Source organism: Bradyrhizobium sp. I71, from assembly GCF_022354745.1.
GTDB lineage: Bacteria > Pseudomonadota > Alphaproteobacteria > Rhizobiales > Xanthobacteraceae > Bradyrhizobium > Bradyrhizobium liaoningense.
Map to the genome: position 1 here is coordinate 7,073,857 of NZ_CP059398.1, position 18,679 is coordinate 7,092,535.

The 18,679-nt window shown below is 65.0% G+C and carries 22 protein-coding genes and 1 pseudogene; 13 read left to right on the forward strand and 10 right to left on the reverse strand.

The window, feature by feature from the left end:
* Window positions 1-9 precede the first annotated feature (9 nt).
* Window positions 10-477 (forward strand): PaaI family thioesterase, encoded by a 468-nt coding sequence (locus FJV43_RS33515; protein WP_239623229.1) that lies wholly within the window; start codon window positions 10-12, stop codon window positions 475-477.
* Between the two features lie 115 nt (window positions 478-592).
* On the opposite strand, the gene rplI is transcribed toward FJV43_RS33515, so the two are convergent.
* From rplI to rpsF, 4 genes are all read right to left on the reverse strand, one after another.
* Window positions 593-1,192: a 50S ribosomal protein L9 gene (gene rplI / locus FJV43_RS33520; RefSeq protein WP_239623230.1), complete on the reverse strand. Its 600-nt coding sequence runs from the start codon at window positions 1,190-1,192 to the stop codon at window positions 593-595.
* A 47-nt stretch (window positions 1,193-1,239) separates the two neighbouring features.
* Window positions 1,240-2,220: a DUF2232 domain-containing protein gene (locus tag FJV43_RS33525; RefSeq protein WP_239623231.1), complete on the reverse strand. Its 981-nt coding sequence runs from the start codon at window positions 2,218-2,220 to the stop codon at window positions 1,240-1,242.
* A 133-nt stretch (window positions 2,221-2,353) separates the two neighbouring features.
* Window positions 2,354-2,593 carry a 30S ribosomal protein S18 gene (rpsR, locus tag FJV43_RS33530; RefSeq protein WP_007592020.1) on the reverse strand — a complete coding sequence of 80 codons (240 nt, stop codon included), beginning with the start codon at window positions 2,591-2,593 and terminating at the stop codon, window positions 2,354-2,356.
* A 5-nt stretch (window positions 2,594-2,598) separates the two neighbouring features.
* Entirely contained in the window at window positions 2,599-3,066 is a 468-nt protein-coding gene (rpsF, locus tag FJV43_RS33535) for a 30S ribosomal protein S6 (protein ID WP_024338128.1), read from the reverse strand.
* A gap of 341 nt (window positions 3,067-3,407) precedes the next feature.
* Here rpsF and FJV43_RS33540 point away from each other — a divergent pair, with 341 nt between their 5' ends.
* The 9 genes from FJV43_RS33540 (at window position 3,408) to gmk (ending at window position 12,107) form a co-directional block, all read left to right on the forward strand.
* A complete protein-coding gene (locus tag FJV43_RS33540; protein ID WP_239623232.1) occupies window positions 3,408-4,112 on the forward strand; it encodes a TetR/AcrR family transcriptional regulator C-terminal domain-containing protein in 705 nt (234 codons plus the stop codon).
* Between the two features lie 3 nt (window positions 4,113-4,115).
* Entirely contained in the window at window positions 4,116-5,141 is a 1,026-nt protein-coding gene (locus FJV43_RS33545) for a fatty acid desaturase family protein (protein ID WP_239623233.1), read from the forward strand.
* 173 nt (window positions 5,142-5,314) lie between these two features.
* Window positions 5,315-6,274: an ACP S-malonyltransferase gene (gene fabD / locus FJV43_RS33550; protein WP_239623234.1), complete on the forward strand. Its 960-nt coding sequence runs from the start codon at window positions 5,315-5,317 to the stop codon at window positions 6,272-6,274.
* A gap of 102 nt (window positions 6,275-6,376) precedes the next feature.
* A complete protein-coding gene (gene fabG, locus FJV43_RS33555; protein ID WP_028180248.1) occupies window positions 6,377-7,114 on the forward strand; it encodes a 3-oxoacyl-[acyl-carrier-protein] reductase in 738 nt (245 codons plus the stop codon).
* Between the two features lie 315 nt (window positions 7,115-7,429).
* Entirely contained in the window at window positions 7,430-7,669 is a 240-nt protein-coding gene (locus tag FJV43_RS33560) for an acyl carrier protein (protein ID WP_008551805.1), read from the forward strand.
* A gap of 108 nt (window positions 7,670-7,777) precedes the next feature.
* Complete coding sequence (fabF, locus tag FJV43_RS33565; RefSeq protein ID WP_239623235.1) at window positions 7,778-9,043, forward strand: beta-ketoacyl-ACP synthase II; 1,266 nt, start codon at window positions 7,778-7,780, stop codon at window positions 9,041-9,043.
* A gap of 125 nt (window positions 9,044-9,168) precedes the next feature.
* Window positions 9,169-10,443, forward strand: a complete 1,275-nt coding sequence (mltG, locus tag FJV43_RS33570; protein WP_239623236.1) for an endolytic transglycosylase MltG — start codon at window positions 9,169-9,171, stop codon at window positions 10,441-10,443.
* A gap of 113 nt (window positions 10,444-10,556) precedes the next feature.
* Window positions 10,557-11,444, forward strand: a complete 888-nt coding sequence (locus FJV43_RS33575; RefSeq protein ID WP_239623237.1) for a YicC/YloC family endoribonuclease — start codon at window positions 10,557-10,559, stop codon at window positions 11,442-11,444.
* Between the two features lie 3 nt (window positions 11,445-11,447).
* Complete coding sequence (gmk, locus tag FJV43_RS33580) at window positions 11,448-12,107, forward strand: guanylate kinase (protein WP_239623238.1); 660 nt, start codon at window positions 11,448-11,450, stop codon at window positions 12,105-12,107.
* On the opposite strand, the gene FJV43_RS33585 is transcribed toward gmk, so the two are convergent.
* Window positions 12,040-13,248 (reverse strand): hypothetical protein, encoded by a 1,209-nt coding sequence (locus FJV43_RS33585; protein ID WP_239623239.1) that lies wholly within the window; start codon window positions 13,246-13,248, stop codon window positions 12,040-12,042. The two genes, gmk and FJV43_RS33585, sit on opposite strands and share 68 nt — an antisense overlap.
* A gap of 149 nt (window positions 13,249-13,397) precedes the next feature.
* Window positions 13,398-13,688 (reverse strand): annotated as a pseudogene (locus FJV43_RS33590) (hypothetical protein); the annotation flags it as partial.
* A gap of 224 nt (window positions 13,689-13,912) precedes the next feature.
* Here FJV43_RS33590 and FJV43_RS33595 point away from each other — a divergent pair.
* Entirely contained in the window at window positions 13,913-14,896 is a 984-nt protein-coding gene (locus tag FJV43_RS33595) for an ABC transporter substrate-binding protein (protein ID WP_239623240.1), read from the forward strand.
* Window positions 14,897-15,076: 180 nt separating this feature from the next.
* Here FJV43_RS33595 and FJV43_RS33600 read toward each other — a convergent pair whose 3' ends face one another.
* Window positions 15,077-15,955, reverse strand: a complete 879-nt coding sequence (locus FJV43_RS33600) for a papain-like cysteine protease family protein (RefSeq protein ID WP_239623241.1) — start codon at window positions 15,953-15,955, stop codon at window positions 15,077-15,079.
* 143 nt (window positions 15,956-16,098) lie between these two features.
* Window positions 16,099-16,314: a hypothetical protein gene (locus tag FJV43_RS33605; RefSeq protein WP_239623242.1), complete on the reverse strand. Its 216-nt coding sequence runs from the start codon at window positions 16,312-16,314 to the stop codon at window positions 16,099-16,101.
* A gap of 333 nt (window positions 16,315-16,647) precedes the next feature.
* Here FJV43_RS33605 and FJV43_RS33610 point away from each other — a divergent pair, with 333 nt between their 5' ends.
* Window positions 16,648-17,262: a cupin gene (locus FJV43_RS33610; RefSeq protein ID WP_239623243.1), complete on the forward strand. Its 615-nt coding sequence runs from the start codon at window positions 16,648-16,650 to the stop codon at window positions 17,260-17,262.
* An 82-nt stretch (window positions 17,263-17,344) separates the two neighbouring features.
* The gene (locus FJV43_RS33615; protein ID WP_239623244.1) at window positions 17,345-17,665 is read left to right on the forward strand and encodes a low affinity iron permease family protein; all 321 of its coding nucleotides are present in this window, start codon (window positions 17,345-17,347) and stop codon (window positions 17,663-17,665) included.
* A gap of 20 nt (window positions 17,666-17,685) precedes the next feature.
* Here the strand turns inward: FJV43_RS33615 and FJV43_RS33620 are convergent, their stop codons facing one another.
* Window positions 17,686-18,387 (reverse strand): Crp/Fnr family transcriptional regulator, encoded by a 702-nt coding sequence (locus FJV43_RS33620; RefSeq protein WP_239623245.1) that lies wholly within the window; start codon window positions 18,385-18,387, stop codon window positions 17,686-17,688.
* Window positions 18,388-18,404: 17 nt separating this feature from the next.
* On the reverse strand, window positions 18,405-18,644 hold the full coding sequence (locus tag FJV43_RS33625) for a hypothetical protein (protein WP_239623246.1): 240 nt from the start codon (window positions 18,642-18,644) through the stop codon (window positions 18,405-18,407).
* Between the last annotated feature and the right edge of the window lie 35 nt (window positions 18,645-18,679).

The following is an 18,679-nucleotide window of genomic DNA, read 5'->3' on the forward strand; positions in this document are numbered from 1 at the left end:
AGAGACCGCATGCGGGCCGAAGCTGATCCGGAATTCGCAGCCGTTGCCGAACGCATCCACGCCAATGTCGGCCGGCAGGGTTTCATGAACCTGGTGGGCGCCGAGCTCTCCGATTTGTCGCGCGGCACCTGCACCATCGCCGTGGAGCGCCGGCCGGAGCTGCTTCAGCAGCACGGCTTCTTCCATGGCGGCGTTACCGCCTTCCTGGTCGACAACGCCACGACGATCGCGGCCGCGACCTCGCGCGGCCAGGCGGCGCTGACGGCCGAATACAAGCTCAACCTGTTGTCGCCGGCGGTCGGTGAAAAGCTGATCTGCCGGGCGAAGGTGATCAAGCCGGGCCGGCAGGTCGCTGTGGTTGCGGCCGATGTGTTCTGCGTCAGCGACGGAGTCGAGAAGCATACGGCAACCGCGCTGGCCTCGATCGCGATGCTGAGCGAGGACGTCGCCGGCGAAACGAAAAGCCCGGCCGCCTGAGGCGACCGGGCTTTCTTGTTCGTCATTCCGGAACAGCGCGTCAGCGCTGGGACCCGGAATCTCGAGATTCCGGGTTCGATGCTTCGCATCGCCCCGGAATGACGAGCTGGCGTACTTACTTCTCTTCCGCAGCCGGGGCCGGCTCGACGTCCTCGTGCTGGGCGTCCGGATCGAAGAACTCGCCGGCGGCGGCGATCGCCTCGGCGGCCGCATCGCGGTCCTCGTTGCGGGTCGAGATATCCTCGCCGCGGTTGATGCGCTCGGCCTCGTCCTGGCTGCGCGCGACCGTCACGGTGATCTCGACCTCGACCTCAGGGTGAACGGCAACGATGACCGTGTGCTTGCCGATGGTCTTGATCGGCGCGTCGAGCTGCACCTGCGGACGGTCGAGGTGGACGCCGTCGGCCTCGAAGGCGACGACGATGTCGCGCACCGTGACCGAGCCGAACAGCTGGCCGGCTTCAGAAGCCTGGCGGATCACGATGATGTTCTTGTCCTTGATCTTCTCGGCGACCTTGGAGGCTTCGCCCTTGGCCTGGAGGTTGCGGGCCTCGAGCTCGGCCTTCATGCCGTCATACTTGGCCCGGTTGTCGGCGGTGGCACGCAGCGCCTTGCCGCGCTTGAGCAGGAAATTGCGGGCGTAGCCGTCGCGAACCTTCACGACTTCGCCCATCTGGCCGAGCTTGTTGACGCGTTCCAGCAAAATGACTTCCATATTCGTTCTCCTCTTGAAGTGCTCTGTGGGTTTCAGTTTCGGGTGACTTAAGGGGTCGGCAGTGGGGGCGGCTGCCGGCTGCGCAGGAAGCGCTCGCGAAAGCCGAACACGGCATCCGCAAGACCGAGGATGACCATCGCGATCACGGGCCATCCGAACACGACGACGACGGCGTAGGTCGAGCCGAGCCAGAATGTGCGGCTCTTCAGCGCGAGCGTCAGCGTATGCAGCACGGCGAAACCGGTCAGCGCATAGGCCATCATCAGCGCGGCCGTCGCGATCTGCGCGACGATGGCAAGCAGCCCGCCGGTGAAGCAGAAGGCGAGCGCGATGCAGAGCGCCACCAGGGTCATCGGCGGCAGCTCGGCCGCCATCAGATCCGGCCAGGGACGGCGCAGCCGGCCCGACGTCGCGGTCACCTTGGCGCTGAGCCAGAGGTTGAGAGTCAGCGTCATCATCGCGATGATCGTGGCGCCGGCCGGTACCATGCGCACCAGCGCGTCGACGAGTTGGCTGGCTTCGCCCGAGGTCTGCGGGTCGGTGGTGCGGAGGAGGCGCATCAGCCCGCGCCGCAGCGTGCCGGTGATGGTCTCGGCGTCGCTGCCGAGCGTGAGCAGCGCGGCCATCGTGGTCAGCGTGGCGAAGCCTGCGATCCAGAGCAGGAGGCGGCCGACCGGATACCACTCGATCCCGGGTTCCGGCGGCGATTTGGCGGAGGCGGCGTCCGGCGCGAGACTTCCCACCGGCCGACCGAGCAGGGCGAGATGGCCGAGCCACCAGGCCGGCAACGCGACGGTGACGGCGAAGGCGATGCAGTAGGGCAGGCCGAACAGGGCGCCGAGGCCGATCGCGGCGGCAATGCCGCCGAGGCTGGCGCAAAGCGGTCCCCAGCCGATCGCGGCGACCATCAGCGGCAGCGGTGCGAGATAAAACAGGACGAGCGAGATCATCGCGCCCGAGATGATCGAGGCGAACATCAGGGCCGACGCGGCGCCGGCGATCAGGGCAATGAGTCCAAATGCCATCATCAGCTGTCCCGCTCCCTTCGAGCGGTTAGAGGCGTCGTTTGCCCCAACCATCGGCGACCGGACGACCCGGAAGCCTTATGAGTTCAGAAAGTCACGACCGGCGGCCCCGCGGCCGCCGGTCGAATTGGTCGTATCAGCGAATGACGTAGGGCAGCAGGCCCAGGAAGCGCGCGCGCTTGATGGCGCGGGCGAGTTCACGCTGCTTCTTTGCGGACACCGCCGTGATGCGGCTCGGCACGATCTTGCCGCGCTCGGAGACGTAACGCATCAGCAGCTTGGAGTCCTTGTAGTCGATCTTCGGCGCATTGGCGCCCGTGAACGGGCAGCTCTTGCGACGACGGAAAAACGGGCGACGTGCACCAGCTTCAGCCATTGGTCTTACTCCCCATCCGTGGTTTCAGCTTCGTCGCGCGGACGACGCGGACCGCGATCGCCGCGGAAACCGCCCTCGCGGTCGCCCCGGAAGCCGCCTTCGCGCTCGCCGCGGAAGCCGCCGCCACGATCGTCACGCTCGCGATCACGATCGGCCTTGCGCATCATCGCGGACGGGCCTTCCTCGAGCTCCTCGACGCGGACGCTGAGATAGCGGATCACGTCTTCGCTGATGCGCTCCTGGCGCTCGATCTCGGCGATCGCCGCGGACGGCGCGTCGATGTTGAGCAGCACGAAGTGCGCCTTGCGGTTCTTGTTCATGCGGTAGGTGAGGGAGCGTACGCCCCAATTCTCGGTCTTGGTGACCTTGCCGCCGAGGCCTTCGACGATGCCGGTCATCTGCGCCGTCAGCTCTTCGACCTGCTGCGGGCTCGCGTCCTGGCGCGCAAGAAAAACATGCTCGTAAAGAGGCATGGAAGTCCTTTCCTCATGTTGGCGCATCGCCCGGCGTCAAGCCCTTAAGAGACCTTCGGAAAGGACTCTGGGATGAAGCTCAGAAGGCGGAAACACGGGACGACGGGCCGACTGGCCCTGCCACACCAAAATCACGAATGATTTGCTGAGACCGTCCGTTCAGCTCCCGGCCGGGGTCTGCGGATGCGCGCCTTATACGGATTTTGGCCGGCTTTGCAAGTTTGGGAGCCAGGTTTCGGCCCGGATCCCGCGCCGGCGAAACCGGACCATCCTCCCATACCATATCCGCTTGACCCATTTGTTTGTATGTCATACAAATAAATCGACGCGGAGGACCCTCCATGGCAGAAGCCTCGGCCGACGGGCCGCTCGAGGCGGCAGGCGACCCCAAGCACGCCGCGCGCGCGACGCGCTCGGCCGGCCGAAAAATGCGGTCGTTGCTCCTGGATGCCGCGAGCCCGCTGTTTCGGGAGCGGGGGCTGTCCGGCACGGCAATCACCGACATCGCGGCCGCCGCGGACGCGTTCCCGAGCCAGATCACCTATTACTTCCGCACCAAGGAGGCGCTGTTTGTCGAATGCGCCTGCCGCGATCTGCTTTATCTGGCGCGTGCCACCGAGCAGGCGGCGCTGAGGGCGCGGACGCCGCGGGAATATACCCACGCGCTGGCCGCGACGGTCACGGCGAGCGATTCGGTCGCTTTCTTCGCGGAAGCGCTGACATTGACGCGTCGTCGTCAGGATCTCGCACCGCTGGTCGAGCGGACCATCGAGCGCCTGCACGGCGAAGGCGCGCGCGCCTATGCCAGCCAGGTGGCGCGGCACGGCTGGCGCTCCCTGCGCGCGCCCGACGAAAGCTCGCGGCGGTTCTGGGCCGTCGCCATCGGCGTCATTCTCGAAGGCTACGCCATGGGCCGTTCGCCCGAGGAACTCTGCGCCGAGATGCTGCGCGTGCTGGGCGAGCAGGCGAAATCCACCGGCGACACCGCCCGCCTGCGTCTCGTCGAGGAGGCCGGCGAATCCAGCGATTCGAATGGAGAGGGTTAGGCCATGACCGCGCTTCGCATGCGTGCCCGCGATTTCCTGACCGACGGTCAATTGGCCGACGTGCGCCAGCGCGTGACATGGAAAGGTGTTGTGCTGATCGCGCACGCCTGGGCGCTGATATCAGGAGCGATCGCCCTGGTCGCGTGGTGGCCCAATCCGATCACCTACGTTCTGGCCGTCGCCATCATCGGCTCGCGCCAGCTCGGCCTTGCGATCCTGATGCATGACGGTGCTCATGGCTGCCTGTCCGCCGACGAGAAGACCAATCTGGCGCTGAGCCAGTGGTTCTGCGCCTATCCGCTGTTTGCGGAGACGCGCAGCTACCGGCGCTATCACCTGCAGCATCATGCGCGCACCCAGCAGGAGGACGATCCCGATCTCGTGCTGTCGGCGCCGTTTCCGATCACCAGGCTGAGCTATCGCCGCAAGTTCATTCGCGACATCACCGGCCAGACCGGCTACCAGCAGCGCAAGGCGCAACTGCTCAACGCGCTTGGGCCAAAGGACTGGCCGTGGCGGCAGCGTGCGGCGCATTTCTGGGAGAAGCTTGGCCCGCAATGCATCGTCAACGCGATCATGTTCGCGGCGCTCGCTGCGGCTGGCGTGTGGTGGGCCTATCCGCTGCTATGGCTGGTGCCGCTCCTGACCTGGATGATGGTCATCACCCGCATTCGCAACATCGCAGAGCACGCCGTCGTCCCCGATAGCAGCGATCCCCTGCGCAACACCCGCACCACGCATGCCAATTTCCTCGAGCGCCTGTTCATCGCGCCGTACTACGTGAACTATCACCTCGAGCATCATCTCTTGTTCTACGTGCCCTGCTACAATCTGCCGAAGGTGCATCGCCTCCTCAGTGCGAGCCGGTATGCCGGCCGCATGGAAGTGCAGCCGAATTACGCGGCGGTGCTGCGGCTGGCGACGGCCAGGCCGAACCGTGAGGATCGGCCGGGGCAACTCGTCAACAGTGCGCGCCGCGCGCAGGCCGGGGCGGAGGTCGATGCCAACCAGACCGCCGGCGGGTTTTGAGGGGACGCATTCCACGTTGAATGCTGGTCGAAGCCCCCATCTCGGCTTGACAGTGCAGCCCCGGACGGTGTCTACGGCCCCCTTTGGAGCATGATCCGGAACCATGGCCTAAGGCCGTGCGTCATCGGCTGCCGGTTCTCGCAGGGACCATGCCCGACAAGCAGGGAGCGCCGATGACGGCTGCATTCACATTTCCTGGGCAGGGTTCCCAGGCCGTCGGCATGGGCAAGGCCCTGGCCGACGCCTTTCCGGTGGCGCGCGCCGTGTTCGACGAGGTCGATGCCGCGCTTGGCGAGAAGTTGACGGCCACCATCTGGGAGGGCCCGGCCGAAACCCTTCAGCTCACCGAGAATGCCCAGCCGGCGCTGATGGCGGTGTCTGTCGCCACGCTGCGCGTGCTGGAGGCCGAGGCTGGTTTTTCCGTGGGACGAGATGCGGCCTTCGTCGCCGGTCATTCGCTTGGTGAATATTCGGCGCTGGCCGCGGCCGGCAGCCTGACGGTTTCGGATACCGCCCGTCTGCTTCGCACGCGCGGTCTCGCAATGCAAAAGGCCGTCCCGGTCGGCGCCGGCGCGATGGCCGCGCTGCTCGGTCTCGACTACGAAGCCGCCATGGAGGTCGCGGGCGAGGCGGCGCAGGGGCAGGTCTGCCAGGCCGCCAACGACAATGGCGGCGGGCAGGTGGTGGTCTCGGGCGACAAGGCCGCGGTCGATCGCGCCGTCGAGATCGCCAAGGCCAAGGGCGCCAAGCGCGCAATGCTGCTGCCGGTGTCCGCGCCATTCCATTGCAAGCTGATGCAGCCGGCTGCGGACGCCATGGCGGCCGCGCTGGCCAAGGTGACGATCAAGGCGCCGGCCGCGCCGCTGGTGTCGAACGTTCTGGCGAGCGCCATCACCGATCCCGACGAGATCCGCCGCCGCCTGGTCGAGCAGGTCACCGGCACGGTGCGCTGGCGCGAGTCGGTCGCTTACATGGCCGGGCAGGGCGTCACCCGCTTCTTCGAGATCGGCTCCGGCAAGGTGCTGACAGGTCTCGTCAAGCGCATCGCGGATGGTGCCGTGGGCGTTGCGGTCGGCGGTCCGAACGATATTGCCGCCGCCAAGGATGCATTGGCCGCTGCGAAGCAGGCTTGAAGCGCGATGAATGGTCGTCGCGCTTGAGTTCTCGAGTTGACGCACGATCTTTCCGGAAAACCGCTGCGCATCTTTCCGGGGCGTGCTTTGGAGGAGTTATCGATGTTCGATCTGACTGGCCGAAAGGCGCTCGTCACCGGCGCGACCGGCGGCATCGGCGGCGCGATCGCGCAGGCGCTGCACGCGCAGGGCGCCACCGTCGCGATATCGGGGACGCGCAAGGACGTGCTGGACGAGCTTGCCGGCAAGCTCGGCGAGCGCGCCCATGTGCTGCCCTGCAATCTTTCCAAGGCCGACGAGGTCGAGGCGCTGGTGCCGGCGGCGGAAGCTGCGATGGGCCAGGTCGACATTCTCGTCGCCAACGCGGGCATCACGCGCGACAACCTCTTCGTGCAACTCCGTGACGAGGACTGGGACGAGGTCATCAATGTCAATCTGACCGCGACCTTCCGCCTGGCGCGCGCCGCAACCAAGCTGATGATGCGCAAGCGCTTCGGCCGCATCATCGCCATCACCTCGGTGGTCGGTGTCACCGGCAATCCGGGGCAGGGCAATTATACTGCGTCGAAGGCAGGCCTGATCGGCATGATCAAGACGCTGGGGGCCGAATACGCCAAGCGCGGCGTCACCGCGAACTGCATCGCGCCCGGCTTCATCAAGACGCCGATGACGGATGCGCTCAACGACAAGCAGCGTGAAACGATTCTAACCAAGGTTCCGGCCGCCCGCCTGGGGACGCCCGAAGACATTGCGGCAGCCGCGGTCTACCTGAGTTCGAACGAAGCATCCTATGTCACCGGGCAGACCATCCACGTCAACGGCGGCATGGCCATGATCTGACGCCTCGTGCCGCACTGCCGTCAAGGCGGTGCCGGATGCCGGATGCGGCAAACGGCCGTTTCCGGAGCGAAATGAGGCTTGTAGTCAAGGCAATTGAAGTATGATAACCGGACCTTCAACGGATGGGCAAAGAACGCCATTGCAGGTTTTTGAAACCCTGTATATTGGCGATGCGGAGCCTTTGGCCGTCGTTCGCCGGCCTGCATCGGTTAGGATGGGCCAAATCAAGTTCGTAAGCGAAGGCAGTCAAACGACCACGACGGCTCGTATCGTCCCGGGGGGTCGGGTCTACAGGGAACAACACGAGGTTAAGCAATGAGTGACATTGGCGAGCGGGTTAAGAAGATCGTGGTCGAACACCTTGGTGTTGAGCCCGAGAAGGTTGTCGACAACGCGAGCTTCATCGACGACCTCGGCGCCGACAGTCTGGATACCGTCGAGTTGGTGATGGCGTTCGAAGAGGAATTCGGTTGCGAGATTCCGGACGACGCTGCGGAAACGATTCTCACCGTCGGCGACGCCACGAAGTTTCTCGAGAAGAACGCGAAGAGCTAAGCTCTTCTATTTTCGCGGGGACAACATTGAAACCGGACGGGCCGCTTCGCAGCGGTCAGCCGGTTTCTTGTTATTGGCCGTGAGTCTTTCGATGCGGAGTTTTCGGATATGAGGCGGGTTGTCGTCACTGGTCTCGGCATGGTGTCGCCGCTCGGCTGCGGCGTCGAACCGACCTGGAAACGCATCCTCAACGGCGAAAGCGGCGCGCGCCCGATCGAGAGCTTCGACGTCTCCGATCTTCAGACAAAATACGCATGCACCGTCGTGCGCGGCGACGGCAGCAACGGCACCTTCAATCCCGACAAGTGGATGGAGCCGAAGGACCAGCGCAAGGTCGACGATTTCATCATCTTCGGCATGGCGGCGGCCGGCCAGGCGCTCGACGACGCCAACTGGCATCCCGCGACTGAAGAGGACAAATGCGCGACCGGCACCATGATCGGGTCCGGCATCGGCGGTCTCAACGGCATTGCCGAAACCGCTATCCTCCTGAAGGAGCGCGGACCGCGCCGGGTGTCGCCGTTCTTCATTCCGGGCCGCCTGATCAATCTCGCCTCCGGCTACGTCTCGATCGCGCACGGGCTGAAGGGACCGAACCATGCCGTGGTCACGGCCTGCTCGACCGGCGCACATGCGGTCGGCGATGCTGCCCGCCTGATCGCACTCGGCGATGCCGATGTGATGGTCGCAGGCGGCGCCGAGTCGCCGATCAGCCGCATCGGCATTGCCGGCTTCAACGCCGCGCGCGCGCTCTCGACCGGTTTCAACGAGACGCCCGAGAAGGCCTCGCGTCCCTACGACAAGGACCGCGATGGTTTCGTGATGGGCGAGGGCGCCGGCGTCCTCGTGCTGGAAGAGCTCGATCACGCCAGGCGCCGCGGCGCCAGGATCTACGCCGAGGTGATCGGCTATGGCCTCTCGGGCGACGCCTATCACATCACCTCGCCGTCGCCCGACGGCGATGGCGGCTTCCGCAGCATGTTGGCGGCGCTGAAGCGCGCCGGCCTCACGCCGTCCGATCTCGACTACATCAACGCGCACGGCACCTCGACGCCGCTCGGCGACGAGATCGAGCTCGGCGCGGTCGAGCGTCTGCTCGGCAATGCCGCTTCCAAGGTTGCGATGTCCTCGACCAAGTCGTCGACCGGCCATCTCCTCGGCGCGGCGGGTGCGATCGAAGCGATCTTCGCGATCCTCGCGATTCGCGATAACGTCGTGCCGCCAACGATTAACCTCGACAATCCCTCGGTCGAGACTGCGATTGATCTCGTGCCGCACAAGTCGAAGGAGCGTGAGGTCAACGTCGCGTTATCGAACTCTTTTGGTTTTGGCGGTACCAATGCGTCGGTGATCTTCCGCCGCTTGGCCAGTTAGTTTGCGTTTGAGACGAAACCACCGTTTTGCCGCATTCGGCGATAGTCATGGACGTGGGCGCGTGCATTTTGGCAGGGCAAGCGATTGTCGGCCGCGATTGAACCGGCAGGATTCAGGTTGTCTCGATGAGTGAAAGGCCGCCCATTTCACCGCGGAGTCCGCGGGCAGCGCTCGAGCCCGAGCAGCTCCCGCCGCCGCCCAAGCGGTCGGACCGCGCGCGCAATCCGCTCGTGATCGTCGGTAACGCCATCATCACCCTTCTGCTGATCACCATGCTCGGCGCCGGCGGCGTCTATTATTACGGCCGGCAGCTGCTGGAAGCACCCGGGCCGCTTACGGAGGACAAGATCGTCAACATCCCGCAGCGCGCGGGCAAGCGTGACATCGCCGAGACGCTGAACAGGGAAGGGGTGACCGACATCAATCCCTGGGTGTTCATCGCCAGCGTCGCCGCGTTGAAGGCGAGTTCGGACCTCAAGCCGGGTGAGTATTCGTTCCAGAAGAACGCGTCGCTGCGCGACGTCATCGCCACCATCGTCGAGGGCAAGGTGGTGCAGCATGCCGTCACGATTCCGGAAGGTCTTACCTCCGAGCAGATCGTGGCGCGGCTCTCCGACAACGACATCTTCACCGGCAGCGTGCGCGAGCTGCCGCGCGAAGGCACGCTGTTGCCGGAGACCTACAAGTTCCCGCGCGGCACACCGCGCGAGCAGGTGGTCCAGCGCATGCAGCAGGCGCACAAGCGCGTGCTGGCCGAGATCTGGGAGCGCCGCAATCCGGACATTCCGGTCAAGACGCCGGAGCAGCTGGTCACGCTGGCGTCCATCGTCGAAAAGGAAACCGGCAAGCCCGACGAGCGCAGCCGGGTCGCCGCGGTGTTCGTCAACCGATTGAAGCAGAGGATCAAGCTGCAGTCCGATCCGACGATCATCTACGGCCTCGTCGGCGGCAAGGGCACGCTGGGCCGGCCGATCAAGCGCAGCGAGATCACGCAGCCCTCGCCCTACAACACCTATGTGATCGAGGGCCTGCCGCCGGGCCCGATCTCCAATCCGGGTCGGGCCTCGCTCGAGGCCGCCGCCAATCCAGCCCGCACCCGCGACCTCTATTTCGTCGCGGACGGCACCGGCGGGCATGCCTTCACAGAGACCTACGACGCGCATCAGAAGAACGTCGCGAAGCTCCGCGCGATGGAAAAGCAGATCCAGAACGACACGGTCGAGCCGGCCGAGGAGGCGCAGCCGCCGGCAGGCAGCGCGCCGGCGGCCGCCGATACGCCGACCGCGACCACGCCGGCGCGGCCGAACCAGCAGAAGAAGCCGCCGGCCACTCGCCCCGCCAATCCCGCGCCGGCCCGGCAGGGCGCGGTGCAGTCCTCGCCGCCGGTGGTCCAGCGCTAGACTTGCGGACCTTGCCTGCGGACATTGCGGATTCCACTTTCCGGCAAAATAGTCTTAAGATTCGCGTGGCTTGATAGCCTCGCGAATCCCGTGTTCCTGGAGAATCTGAACCGATGGCCCTGTCGTCCATGACCGGCTTTGCCCGAAGCCACGGCGCGAGCGGGCCTTACACGTTCGAATGGGAATTGAAGTCGGTCAACGCCAAGGGGTTTGACCTCAGGGTGCGGCTGCCGCAGGGCTTCGAGGAGCTGGAGGCCCATGCCAAGAAACACGCCGGCGAGCTTCTGTCGCGCGGGACGGTCTACGCCAATCTCAACGTCAAGCGCACCAATGCGGCCGCCACGGTCCGCATCAACGAGGACGTGCTCAATGCGGTCCTCAAGGCCGCCGCGCTGATCTCTGGCAAGGTCGACGCGGTGGCGCCGAGCATCGACGGCCTGCTCGCCATCAAGGGCGTGGTCGAGATCGCCGAGCCCGAGGGCGACGAGGAGGAGGACAAGGCCGCGCGTGTCGCCGCGGCCGAAGCCTTCAACAGGGCGCTCGCCGACCTCGTCGAGATGCGCAAGCGCGAGGGGATTTCGCTTGGCCAGATCCTGACCCAGCGTGTCGACGAGATCGAGCAGCTTGCGAGAAAGGCCGAAGCTGCGCCGGGCCGCAAGCCTGAGGCAATCAAGGCCAGGCTCGCCGAGCAGATCGCAACCCTGCTCGACACCTCGGACCGGTTCGATTCCGACCGCCTGATGCAGGAGGCGATCCTGATCGCCACCAAGGCCGACATCCGCGAGGAACTCGACCGCATCGCTTCCCACGTCGCGCAGGCGCGCGAATTGATCGGCAAGGGCGGCCCGATCGGACGCAAGCTCGATTTCCTGGCGCAGGAGTTTCACCGTGAGGTCAACACCTGCTGCTCGAAGTCGAACGATATCGAGCTGACCAACACGGGGCTGGCCATGAAGAACGTGGTCGAGCAGTTCCGCGAGCAGGTCCAGAATCTGGAGTGATCGATGACGACGGGCGGTCACGGAACTGACGGTGTCGAGCGGCGCGGATTGATGTTCGTGCTGTCCTCGCCCTCGGGCGCGGGCAAGACGACACTGTCCCGGCTCCTGATCGAGCGGATGCCGGGCCTCAGGATGTCGGTCTCCGCCACCACGCGCGCCAAGCGCCCCGGCGAGGTCGACGGGCGCGACTATCTGTTCGTCGACAAGGCCAGGTTCGACGCCATGGTGAAGGGCGACGAGCTGCTGGAATGGGCGACCGTGTTCGACAACAGCTACGGCACGCCGCGCGCGCCAGTCGAAGCGGCGCTGTCGGCCGGGCAGGACGTGCTGTTCGACATCGACTGGCAAGGTACGCAGCAGCTGCGCGAGAAGGCGCGCGCCGACGTCGTCAGCGTCTTCATCCTGCCGCCCTCGGCCAGCGATCTCGAGAAGCGCCTGCATTCGCGCGCGCAGGATTCCGACGAGGTGATCCGCAAGCGCATGAGCCGCGCAAGTCACGAGATGAGCCACTGGGCCGAGTACGACTACATCGTGATCAACCACGACATCGACGAGGCCTTCGCCGAGGTGCAGTCGATCCTGAAGGCCGAGCGCCTCAAGCGCGAGCGGCGGATCGGCCTCGCAGGCTTCGTGCGAAGTTTGCAAGGTCAGCTTCAAGGTTAGGCCGGGACAGGCGCGGCCCTTCCTTCGCCAGCTGTTCCAGCATCGTCGTGATGACGTCGACATCGACGGCATCGTCGTCTCGACCTGCCGGTGCGTGATCGCGATCCTCGCCGATCTCGTTGGCGGTGAGCTGGGGAGCTGCCACGGTCTCGATTTGCTTGCCGACCATCTTCATCTCGACCTTGTCGCTCTTGACCTCGACAGGTTCTGCGGCCGGGGCGGCGGCCCTTTGCCTGCGCGCGTCGATCAGCTCGATCTCGCGGCCGATCGCGGCAAGTTTTGTCCCTCGTTGTTTCGGCTGCGGACGTACCGCATCGAAGTCGATGGGGTGAGGCGGCTGGACGCCGGCCGGCGTTGAAGCGAGCCAGGGCGCACGGCTTCCGTCCTCGTCCTGCATCTCCCGATCGCTCCAATGTCCGTGACGGTCGGCGGACTGGAGGCGGACGCGCGCGCCGGCGAAGCGGTAGATGACGCTGCCGAGGATTCCGGCGAGCGCCAGCGCGCCGCCGATCACGAGCAGCAGCGTCTGGAGCGAGCCGGTCGGCTTGTCGGTCGTGCTGTCTGCCGCAGCGAGCGCCACTGGCGATGGGGATTTCGACGGCTTTGCGCCCGGCTGCGCGGGTGCTGCGACGGCGGCTGGTGCCGGCGGAGCGGACGCTGTGGAGACATCGGGCCAGGGCGCGGCGGCGGGTTGCTGCGCGTTGCCGTCGGCGGTCTGCTCCGCGGCTGGTTGGACCGGTCTTGCGGCGGCGGCTTGCGCGGGGGCGTTCGGCGTCTTCGGGGCGGCGCTGCTCCGCGGCGTCGGATATTCGGCGCGCGCGTCCTGCACAGCGTATTGCTGCGGCGCCGGCGCATCCGCCGGCGGGGTATCGCTCGGAGCCTGCCAGGTCTGTGCGGTTTTCGCGCTGTCCTTGTCGCCGGCGGCACGCAGGTACCAGCATTGCCGCTTGGTCGTGCGTTCGAGGCGGTAGTACCAGTGCTGTCCCTGCGGCGCGGCGCCCTTTGGCGCTGCGAGGCAATCGGAAGCCGTGCTGGCAGCGCTCGATGGGGCCGGCGCGTTCTGCGACACGGCAGCCAGCGGTGCGCCGGCAATGATGCTGCCAACTAGCGCAGATACGAATTTTGCGGTTCGGTTGCCCATCCTGGTCTCCCGGTTACGCATGACGCAACTCTCAACCAGCCCTTTCTCGTCAAAGAGTTGGGTGGCAATGAGCCGCAAATCCGGAGAGGATGTGGCTTGAATCGGGCCTGTGGCGCGATCGTTCCGCCGCGATGTCAGCCTTTTCGGCCTTACTGCTTGGCTGAAGTCCAGGTTCCGCCGCAGCCGTCGGAACGACGCCACGTCCCGGACCCGCTGCGGCCGCCGAGACGGCCGGAGCCCGTGAAGGACACGCCATCGCCTTGACCGACTGTCCTGACGGCGCCGCTCGGGCCAACGGTACCGGTGACCCCCTGGCCGATGACCTTGCCCGAGGAGACGACGACCGCACCGGACGTGGTGCCACCGCAGCCGACGCTGGTCACCACCCAGGCGCCGTCAAAGCCGCCGCCGCCTCGCCGGGAAGACGAGCGCGGCTGTTGAGGACATCGCCGAGACGAGATCCGACGTAGCGAACCGCAATTGCGCGGAGGCAGAAATGTCGTCTAGCAATACCTTTCGCCGGTGCCGCCGACGCCTATGATCAAGCGGTGCTTGCGTTCATGGCGAAGCATTAGCGACAGCTCGTAGCAACCTGTGTTTCACGTCGTCTGGATCGTGCTCCAATGCGGTCCGCAGCTCAGCCGGAATGTGGCGAGGTGATCGAATGAAACGCCGCGAATTCATCACGCTTCTCGGAAGCGCTGCTGCAGCATGGCCACTAACCTCGCGCGCGCAGCGACGCAAACCGAACCCGCGCGTCGGCGTTCTCTGGCATGCCGCCGACGCCAAGCAGGAAGAGGAATATCTGGTCGTCCTGATCAAGGCATTTCAGGAGCTTGGCTACTTCGACGGCAGGAATATCGAACTGGAGCACCGCTTTCCTGCCGAGCAACCTGAACGGTTTCGCACAATGGCGCAGGAACTTGCGGAAAGCAAAGTCGATGTGATCGTCGCTGTGACGGGACTTGGCGCCAGGGAGGCCAAACGAGCGACCAGCACTATCCCCATCGTGCTTGTCGGGGACCCGGATCCGGTCGGTCGGGGGCTCGTCGAGAGCCTCGCGCGTCCTGGTGGCAACGTGACCGGACTTTCACTGATGACCGTCGACCTCTCCGGCAAGCGGCTCGCGCTGTTCAAGGAAATCGTTCCGAAATTGACCCGCCTGGCCCTCGTGCTCGATCCGCGCGAGCCGTCTTCCAAGCCCACCGCCATCGCTAACGAAACAGCGGGGAGAGCTGCGGGATGCCTGACAAAAGTATTCGAAGTGACGACGGCGGATGAAATTGACCCGACCTTTTCGGCCATTGCACGCGAGGGCTTTGATGGCGCATTTGCTGTTGGGCCGCCGATGTACAATGAACGGGTGCGGGTGGGCGCCTCGGCCATGGCGCACAAGGTGCCGACAATTGCGTCAAACGCTGAACAGGTCCCTTACGGCCTGCTGCTATCCTATGGACCGGATTTTCCCGATCATTTCCGGCGGGCGGTCGGCTATGTCGACAGGATCCTGAAAGGCGCAAAGCCCGGCGATCTGCCCATAGAGCAGCCCACTCGTCTCAAGCTGGTCATCAATCTAAAGACCGCGAAAGCACTCGGTCTCACCGTTTCGCATTCGTTACTGGCCACGGCCGACCAGGTCATCGAGTGACGCCTCGGGAGTCCGGTTCTGGCCGTCAGCGAACTGGCGAATCCCCTCCACGAATTCCGCTCACTGAGGCACGGCGGACTAGATTTGCTCAGATTGAGTTCTTCGTATCTTGACCCTAAGGCGGACGTTGGCGCAATTCGCCCAACGAAGCTTTTGGGCGTCGCCATGGGCCGGCCGATTTCACTTGGCCCGAAACCGCGTCGCCACCAGCGGGGAGTAAAGGTTCGAGGTCGCGTCCATCCGCTCGCACTCGTCAACCGCGTTCCAGAACGTTTCCTCGCACTTCTTCGGCGCGCCGGCGACCTGCTTCCAGGTGACCACGAGCGTCCTCGGCGAGGTGCGAACCCAAGTGCCGGTGTTGTGTACCTTTGTCTTGGCGGGCGGCTCGGTATTGGACGGCGGCGTCTTGCTCGACATCGCGGCCCCATTGTCGCCGAGGTAGTAGTACCATGTGCCGCCGTCCCACACGCGCCACCAGCCCGTCGGCCACGGCAGCGGGTATTTCTTGACCACTCCGTCCGATGCGAGAACGAGTTCTCTTGGATTTGATTCCAGCCGCCTTCCTATAGTTTTTGGGTTGCGCACATACATCGGGTCTACGCGGCCCATTGGACCCGTGCGCCGAAGATTCAACATTGTCACCAACATCGACTGATTGGGGCCAACGGCGGGATCATGGTAGACGACGTCCTTCTCCAGGATTCCGATGATGACCGACACGTGAAGGCCGCGACTTGGGGCCCACCAATTGACCATGATCGGCCCGCTATTGGTCAGTACCGCGTCGAAATCGTCGGGCGTGGTCATCCGCGTCGTGACAGGCAGCAATCTTTCATTTTTGAGGAAGATGCTTAACTCCTTCCCCGCCATCGGCAGCCCCTTGTGAGTGCCGTCCGGGTTGTCGAGCTCCGGTACACCCTTGCGTGAGGAATAGGGGCCCCCATAGTACACGCTTATCATTCGTGCGGATGCGTACCAGCAACCTGTGGGATCATCGATCTGGGGCCCGCTTGGGCCGGCGTTTTGGGAGAAAAACGGCACGGGGCGGTCCAACGGCATGATCGGCCCTCCTGTTTTCGCAATGCTCAATACTACTCGTTCAACCCAGAGATGCCACCCGGCACAGGCGGATAGCTTCCGGTGACCTGTTTTGTTGGGGTGCGGCGTGGCGTTTGGCGAACAGTGATGTGGGCGAGGACGGCCTATCTTGATCGGGCAACCTGAATTGCTGCCTCGATCAGAGATGCCGCAACGTCCTTGCCGAACGTGTTGATGGTCACTGGCCCGTCGTCGGGCACGCCAACAACAAAGAGCTCATCTCCATTGTCCGAGAGAACTTCCAAGTAAATGCCATCGAAGGCGACATCGCTCGCCCACTGATATTTCACGGTCTGGTTTTCGGCTATCAACGTTCCCATGCAGAGAGCTTATCAGACTATGAATTAGGCCACATCCCTCCGCGGAAGTGAGGCCAGAAGCGGCAGCCATTGGCCCATGCTGACATCGCCGTGCTGAGTTGAAAGTCGGTTTGTGACCTGGGGAGCAGACTTCTTCCGGTGTTTGCCTGTGCTCTTGCCGGCTGCTCCAAATGGGCGTGACGCATCTTACGACGTCGCGCTCGCACAAGCGAAACTGGCACGCCCAGGAGCTCAGCCCCGTGGGAGGGGAATGAGTCCATGCTCCCGATGAAGCCCGTTCCACCTCGAAACTTCTCGCCTCTGCCGTCGTTGAATCGCGGCTGAGGAGCAAGCATGCCGGTCAAGGATCAGATCAAGAATTTTGCCAGGAAGCTCGTGGAGGAGCATCCCGACGCGGCGACGCTGCGGGCGCTGGTGCGGGCGCGGAAGCCGACTGCCATCCATTTTCGCGACGATGGCATCGTGCCGAACAATCCGAAACTTCCGGTGCTGTTTTATCGCGGGACGGTGAAGCTGAAGGGCCGGCGTTTTCCGCCGGAGGTCATCATCGACACGCTGTTCGCCACGAACGGCTGGGCCCGGTCGTGGCGCGACACCGTGTACGATTTCGTCCATTACCATTCGCAGATCCATGAAGTGATGGGCGTGGCGCGCGGCACGGCCAGGATCGAGTGCGGCGGCATCAAGGGTCGCATCCTCAATGTGAAAGCCGGTGACGTTCTGGTCCTGCCCGCGGGCACGGGCCACCGGCTGATCGAGTCCGGCCGGGACTTTCTGGTCGTCGGAGCCTATCCGCAGGACGGCACGTACGACGAGTGCACCGACACGCGGGAGCGGACTGACGCGATCAAGCGCATCGCCAAGGTCCGCAAGCCGAAGACGGATCCTGTGCTGGGGGCCGGCGGTCCGCTGCTCAGACACTGGCGGTCGCATTCGTCGCGATCCTAGAGGGGCGACCTTAGAGGGGCGACTTGGCCAGCGCATCTTCAGCGTCTGCGGGAACGCCGGCGGCCTACGCGAGTTGCCGCACATGTCTCTTCCGAAGTCAAAGGGCTGGCTCACCGAGATCGGCGTCGCCACCTCGCGCCCGGCCGCGTTCGCCGTTTACGTGGTCTATGGCATCGCCTGGATCACGCTGGGCAACGGACTCGAATGGCACTCGTTCGCGACGCTGGCGACATGGGGCATGACGCTGGTGATCCAGCGCGCCGAGCACCGCGACACCCAGGCGATCCACGCCAAGCTGGACGAGCTGCTCAAGGTGGCCGGCCGCGACCACGTCATGAAGGTCGACGACGAGGACGCCGAGGAGGTCGAGTCCCGGCGGGAGGAGATCCGACGCACGAGCTAGCGCCTCGTGCCGCGCCGCGCTCAGCGCAGATAATCAGGCCTGAAATCCGCAAGCTTGCGCAGTTCGTCGGGCTGGAGCAGATCGATCTCGCTGCCCTCCCATGCAATCAGCCCGCGATGCCTCAGCTCCTGGATGGTACGATTGACGTGGACGATCGAGAGCCCACAGGCGTCCGCAACGTGCCGCTGCGTCATCGGCATCTGGAAGCTGCCGTCCCTGACAAGGCCGACGAGCTCCAGCCTTGCGGCAAGTTCACAGATGAGATGCGCGACCTTGGGCAGCGCCGCCTGCGCGCCGAGGCGCGCGATCCATTGCCGCGAGATCGCCGCGTCGATCAGTGTCTCGCGCCAGAAGGCGCGGGTCAGGTGGATCGAGCCGTCGAGAAGCTGGCGCAGATGGCTGTGCGCGACGGTGCCGACGATGGTCGGGCCGAGCCCGACGAGGTCCGCATCCAACGGCGAGACCAGCAGCGTGTGCAGGCACGGCATGTCGCCGGGAACGTGGAAGGCGAGGATCTGGCTGCGATCGCCGACGATGCGGGCCTGGTAGAGGAAGCCGCTGACGACGAACACGCAGCGCGAAGCGGTCTCACCCTGGCGCAGCACGATCTCGCCGTCCGCGACCTGGCGCAGCGTGGACGGCAAGCCTGCGATCTGCCGGCGTTCGTCCTCGGACAGGCCTTCGATCGCCTGGAGACGCGCGATGAACTTCGGATGCGGCATGAGCCTCGCGTGCTGCTTCAGACGTCTCGCGGCACCGACGCCGCGACGAGGCGCTGCGAGAGTTTTGCGAGGGTCCCGTCGGAGACCGGCGCGGAGCGGAACTCGCGGATGGCGCGGGCGAGTTCCTGATCGGACATTGGCCGGACCGGCTCTTTCAGCGTGCCCGCGACGAAAGCATCGCGGATGCTGTCGAGGTGCTCGCTCGTATCTGACGTGAATAGCCTGCGGATGCGCTCCAGGATGGTCGTAGGGCTCATGAAGGGACGGCTCGTTCGCGGTCGAGGGGGACGGG

Bases quoted from the DNA above. Each gene is read 5' to 3' on its own strand.
- FJV43_RS33605 (WP_239623242.1), bottom strand. From the start codon at position 16,314: ATGGGAACGTTGATAGCCGAAAACCAGACCGTGAAATATCAGTGGGCG.
- FJV43_RS33610 (WP_239623243.1), top strand. From the start codon at position 16,648: ATGCCGGTCAAGGATCAGATCAAGAATTTTGCCAGGAAGCTCGTGGAG.
- FJV43_RS33560 (WP_008551805.1), top strand. From the start codon at position 7,430: ATGAGTGACATTGGCGAGCGGGTTAAGAAGATCGTGGTCGAACACCTT.
- rpsF (WP_024338128.1), bottom strand. From the start codon at position 3,066: ATGCCTCTTTACGAGCATGTTTTTCTTGCGCGCCAGGACGCGAGCCCG.
- FJV43_RS33585 (WP_239623239.1), bottom strand. From the start codon at position 13,248: ATGGGCAACCGAACCGCAAAATTCGTATCTGCGCTAGTTGGCAGCATC.
- rplI (WP_239623230.1), bottom strand. From the start codon at position 1,192: ATGGAAGTCATTTTGCTGGAACGCGTCAACAAGCTCGGCCAGATGGGC.
- rpsR (WP_007592020.1), bottom strand. From the start codon at position 2,593: ATGGCTGAAGCTGGTGCACGTCGCCCGTTTTTCCGTCGTCGCAAGAGC.
- mltG (WP_239623236.1), top strand. From the start codon at position 9,169: ATGAGTGAAAGGCCGCCCATTTCACCGCGGAGTCCGCGGGCAGCGCTC.
- gmk (WP_239623238.1), top strand. From the start codon at position 11,448: ATGACGACGGGCGGTCACGGAACTGACGGTGTCGAGCGGCGCGGATTG.
- FJV43_RS33525 (WP_239623231.1), bottom strand. From the start codon at position 2,220: ATGATGGCATTTGGACTCATTGCCCTGATCGCCGGCGCCGCGTCGGCC.
- FJV43_RS33540 (WP_239623232.1), top strand. From the start codon at position 3,408: ATGGCAGAAGCCTCGGCCGACGGGCCGCTCGAGGCGGCAGGCGACCCC.
- fabF (WP_239623235.1), top strand. From the start codon at position 7,778: ATGAGGCGGGTTGTCGTCACTGGTCTCGGCATGGTGTCGCCGCTCGGC.
- FJV43_RS33620 (WP_239623245.1), bottom strand. From the start codon at position 18,387: ATGCCGCATCCGAAGTTCATCGCGCGTCTCCAGGCGATCGAAGGCCTG.
- FJV43_RS33600 (WP_239623241.1), bottom strand. From the start codon at position 15,955: ATGCCGTTGGACCGCCCCGTGCCGTTTTTCTCCCAAAACGCCGGCCCA.
- FJV43_RS33545 (WP_239623233.1), top strand. From the start codon at position 4,116: ATGACCGCGCTTCGCATGCGTGCCCGCGATTTCCTGACCGACGGTCAA.
- fabD (WP_239623234.1), top strand. From the start codon at position 5,315: ATGACGGCTGCATTCACATTTCCTGGGCAGGGTTCCCAGGCCGTCGGC.
- FJV43_RS33575 (WP_239623237.1), top strand. From the start codon at position 10,557: ATGGCCCTGTCGTCCATGACCGGCTTTGCCCGAAGCCACGGCGCGAGC.
- FJV43_RS33515 (WP_239623229.1), top strand. From the start codon at position 10: ATGCGGGCCGAAGCTGATCCGGAATTCGCAGCCGTTGCCGAACGCATC.
- FJV43_RS33595 (WP_239623240.1), top strand. From the start codon at position 13,913: ATGAAACGCCGCGAATTCATCACGCTTCTCGGAAGCGCTGCTGCAGCA.
- FJV43_RS33615 (WP_239623244.1), top strand. From the start codon at position 17,345: ATGTCTCTTCCGAAGTCAAAGGGCTGGCTCACCGAGATCGGCGTCGCC.
- FJV43_RS33625 (WP_239623246.1), bottom strand. From the start codon at position 18,644: ATGAGCCCTACGACCATCCTGGAGCGCATCCGCAGGCTATTCACGTCA.
- fabG (WP_028180248.1), top strand. From the start codon at position 6,377: ATGTTCGATCTGACTGGCCGAAAGGCGCTCGTCACCGGCGCGACCGGC.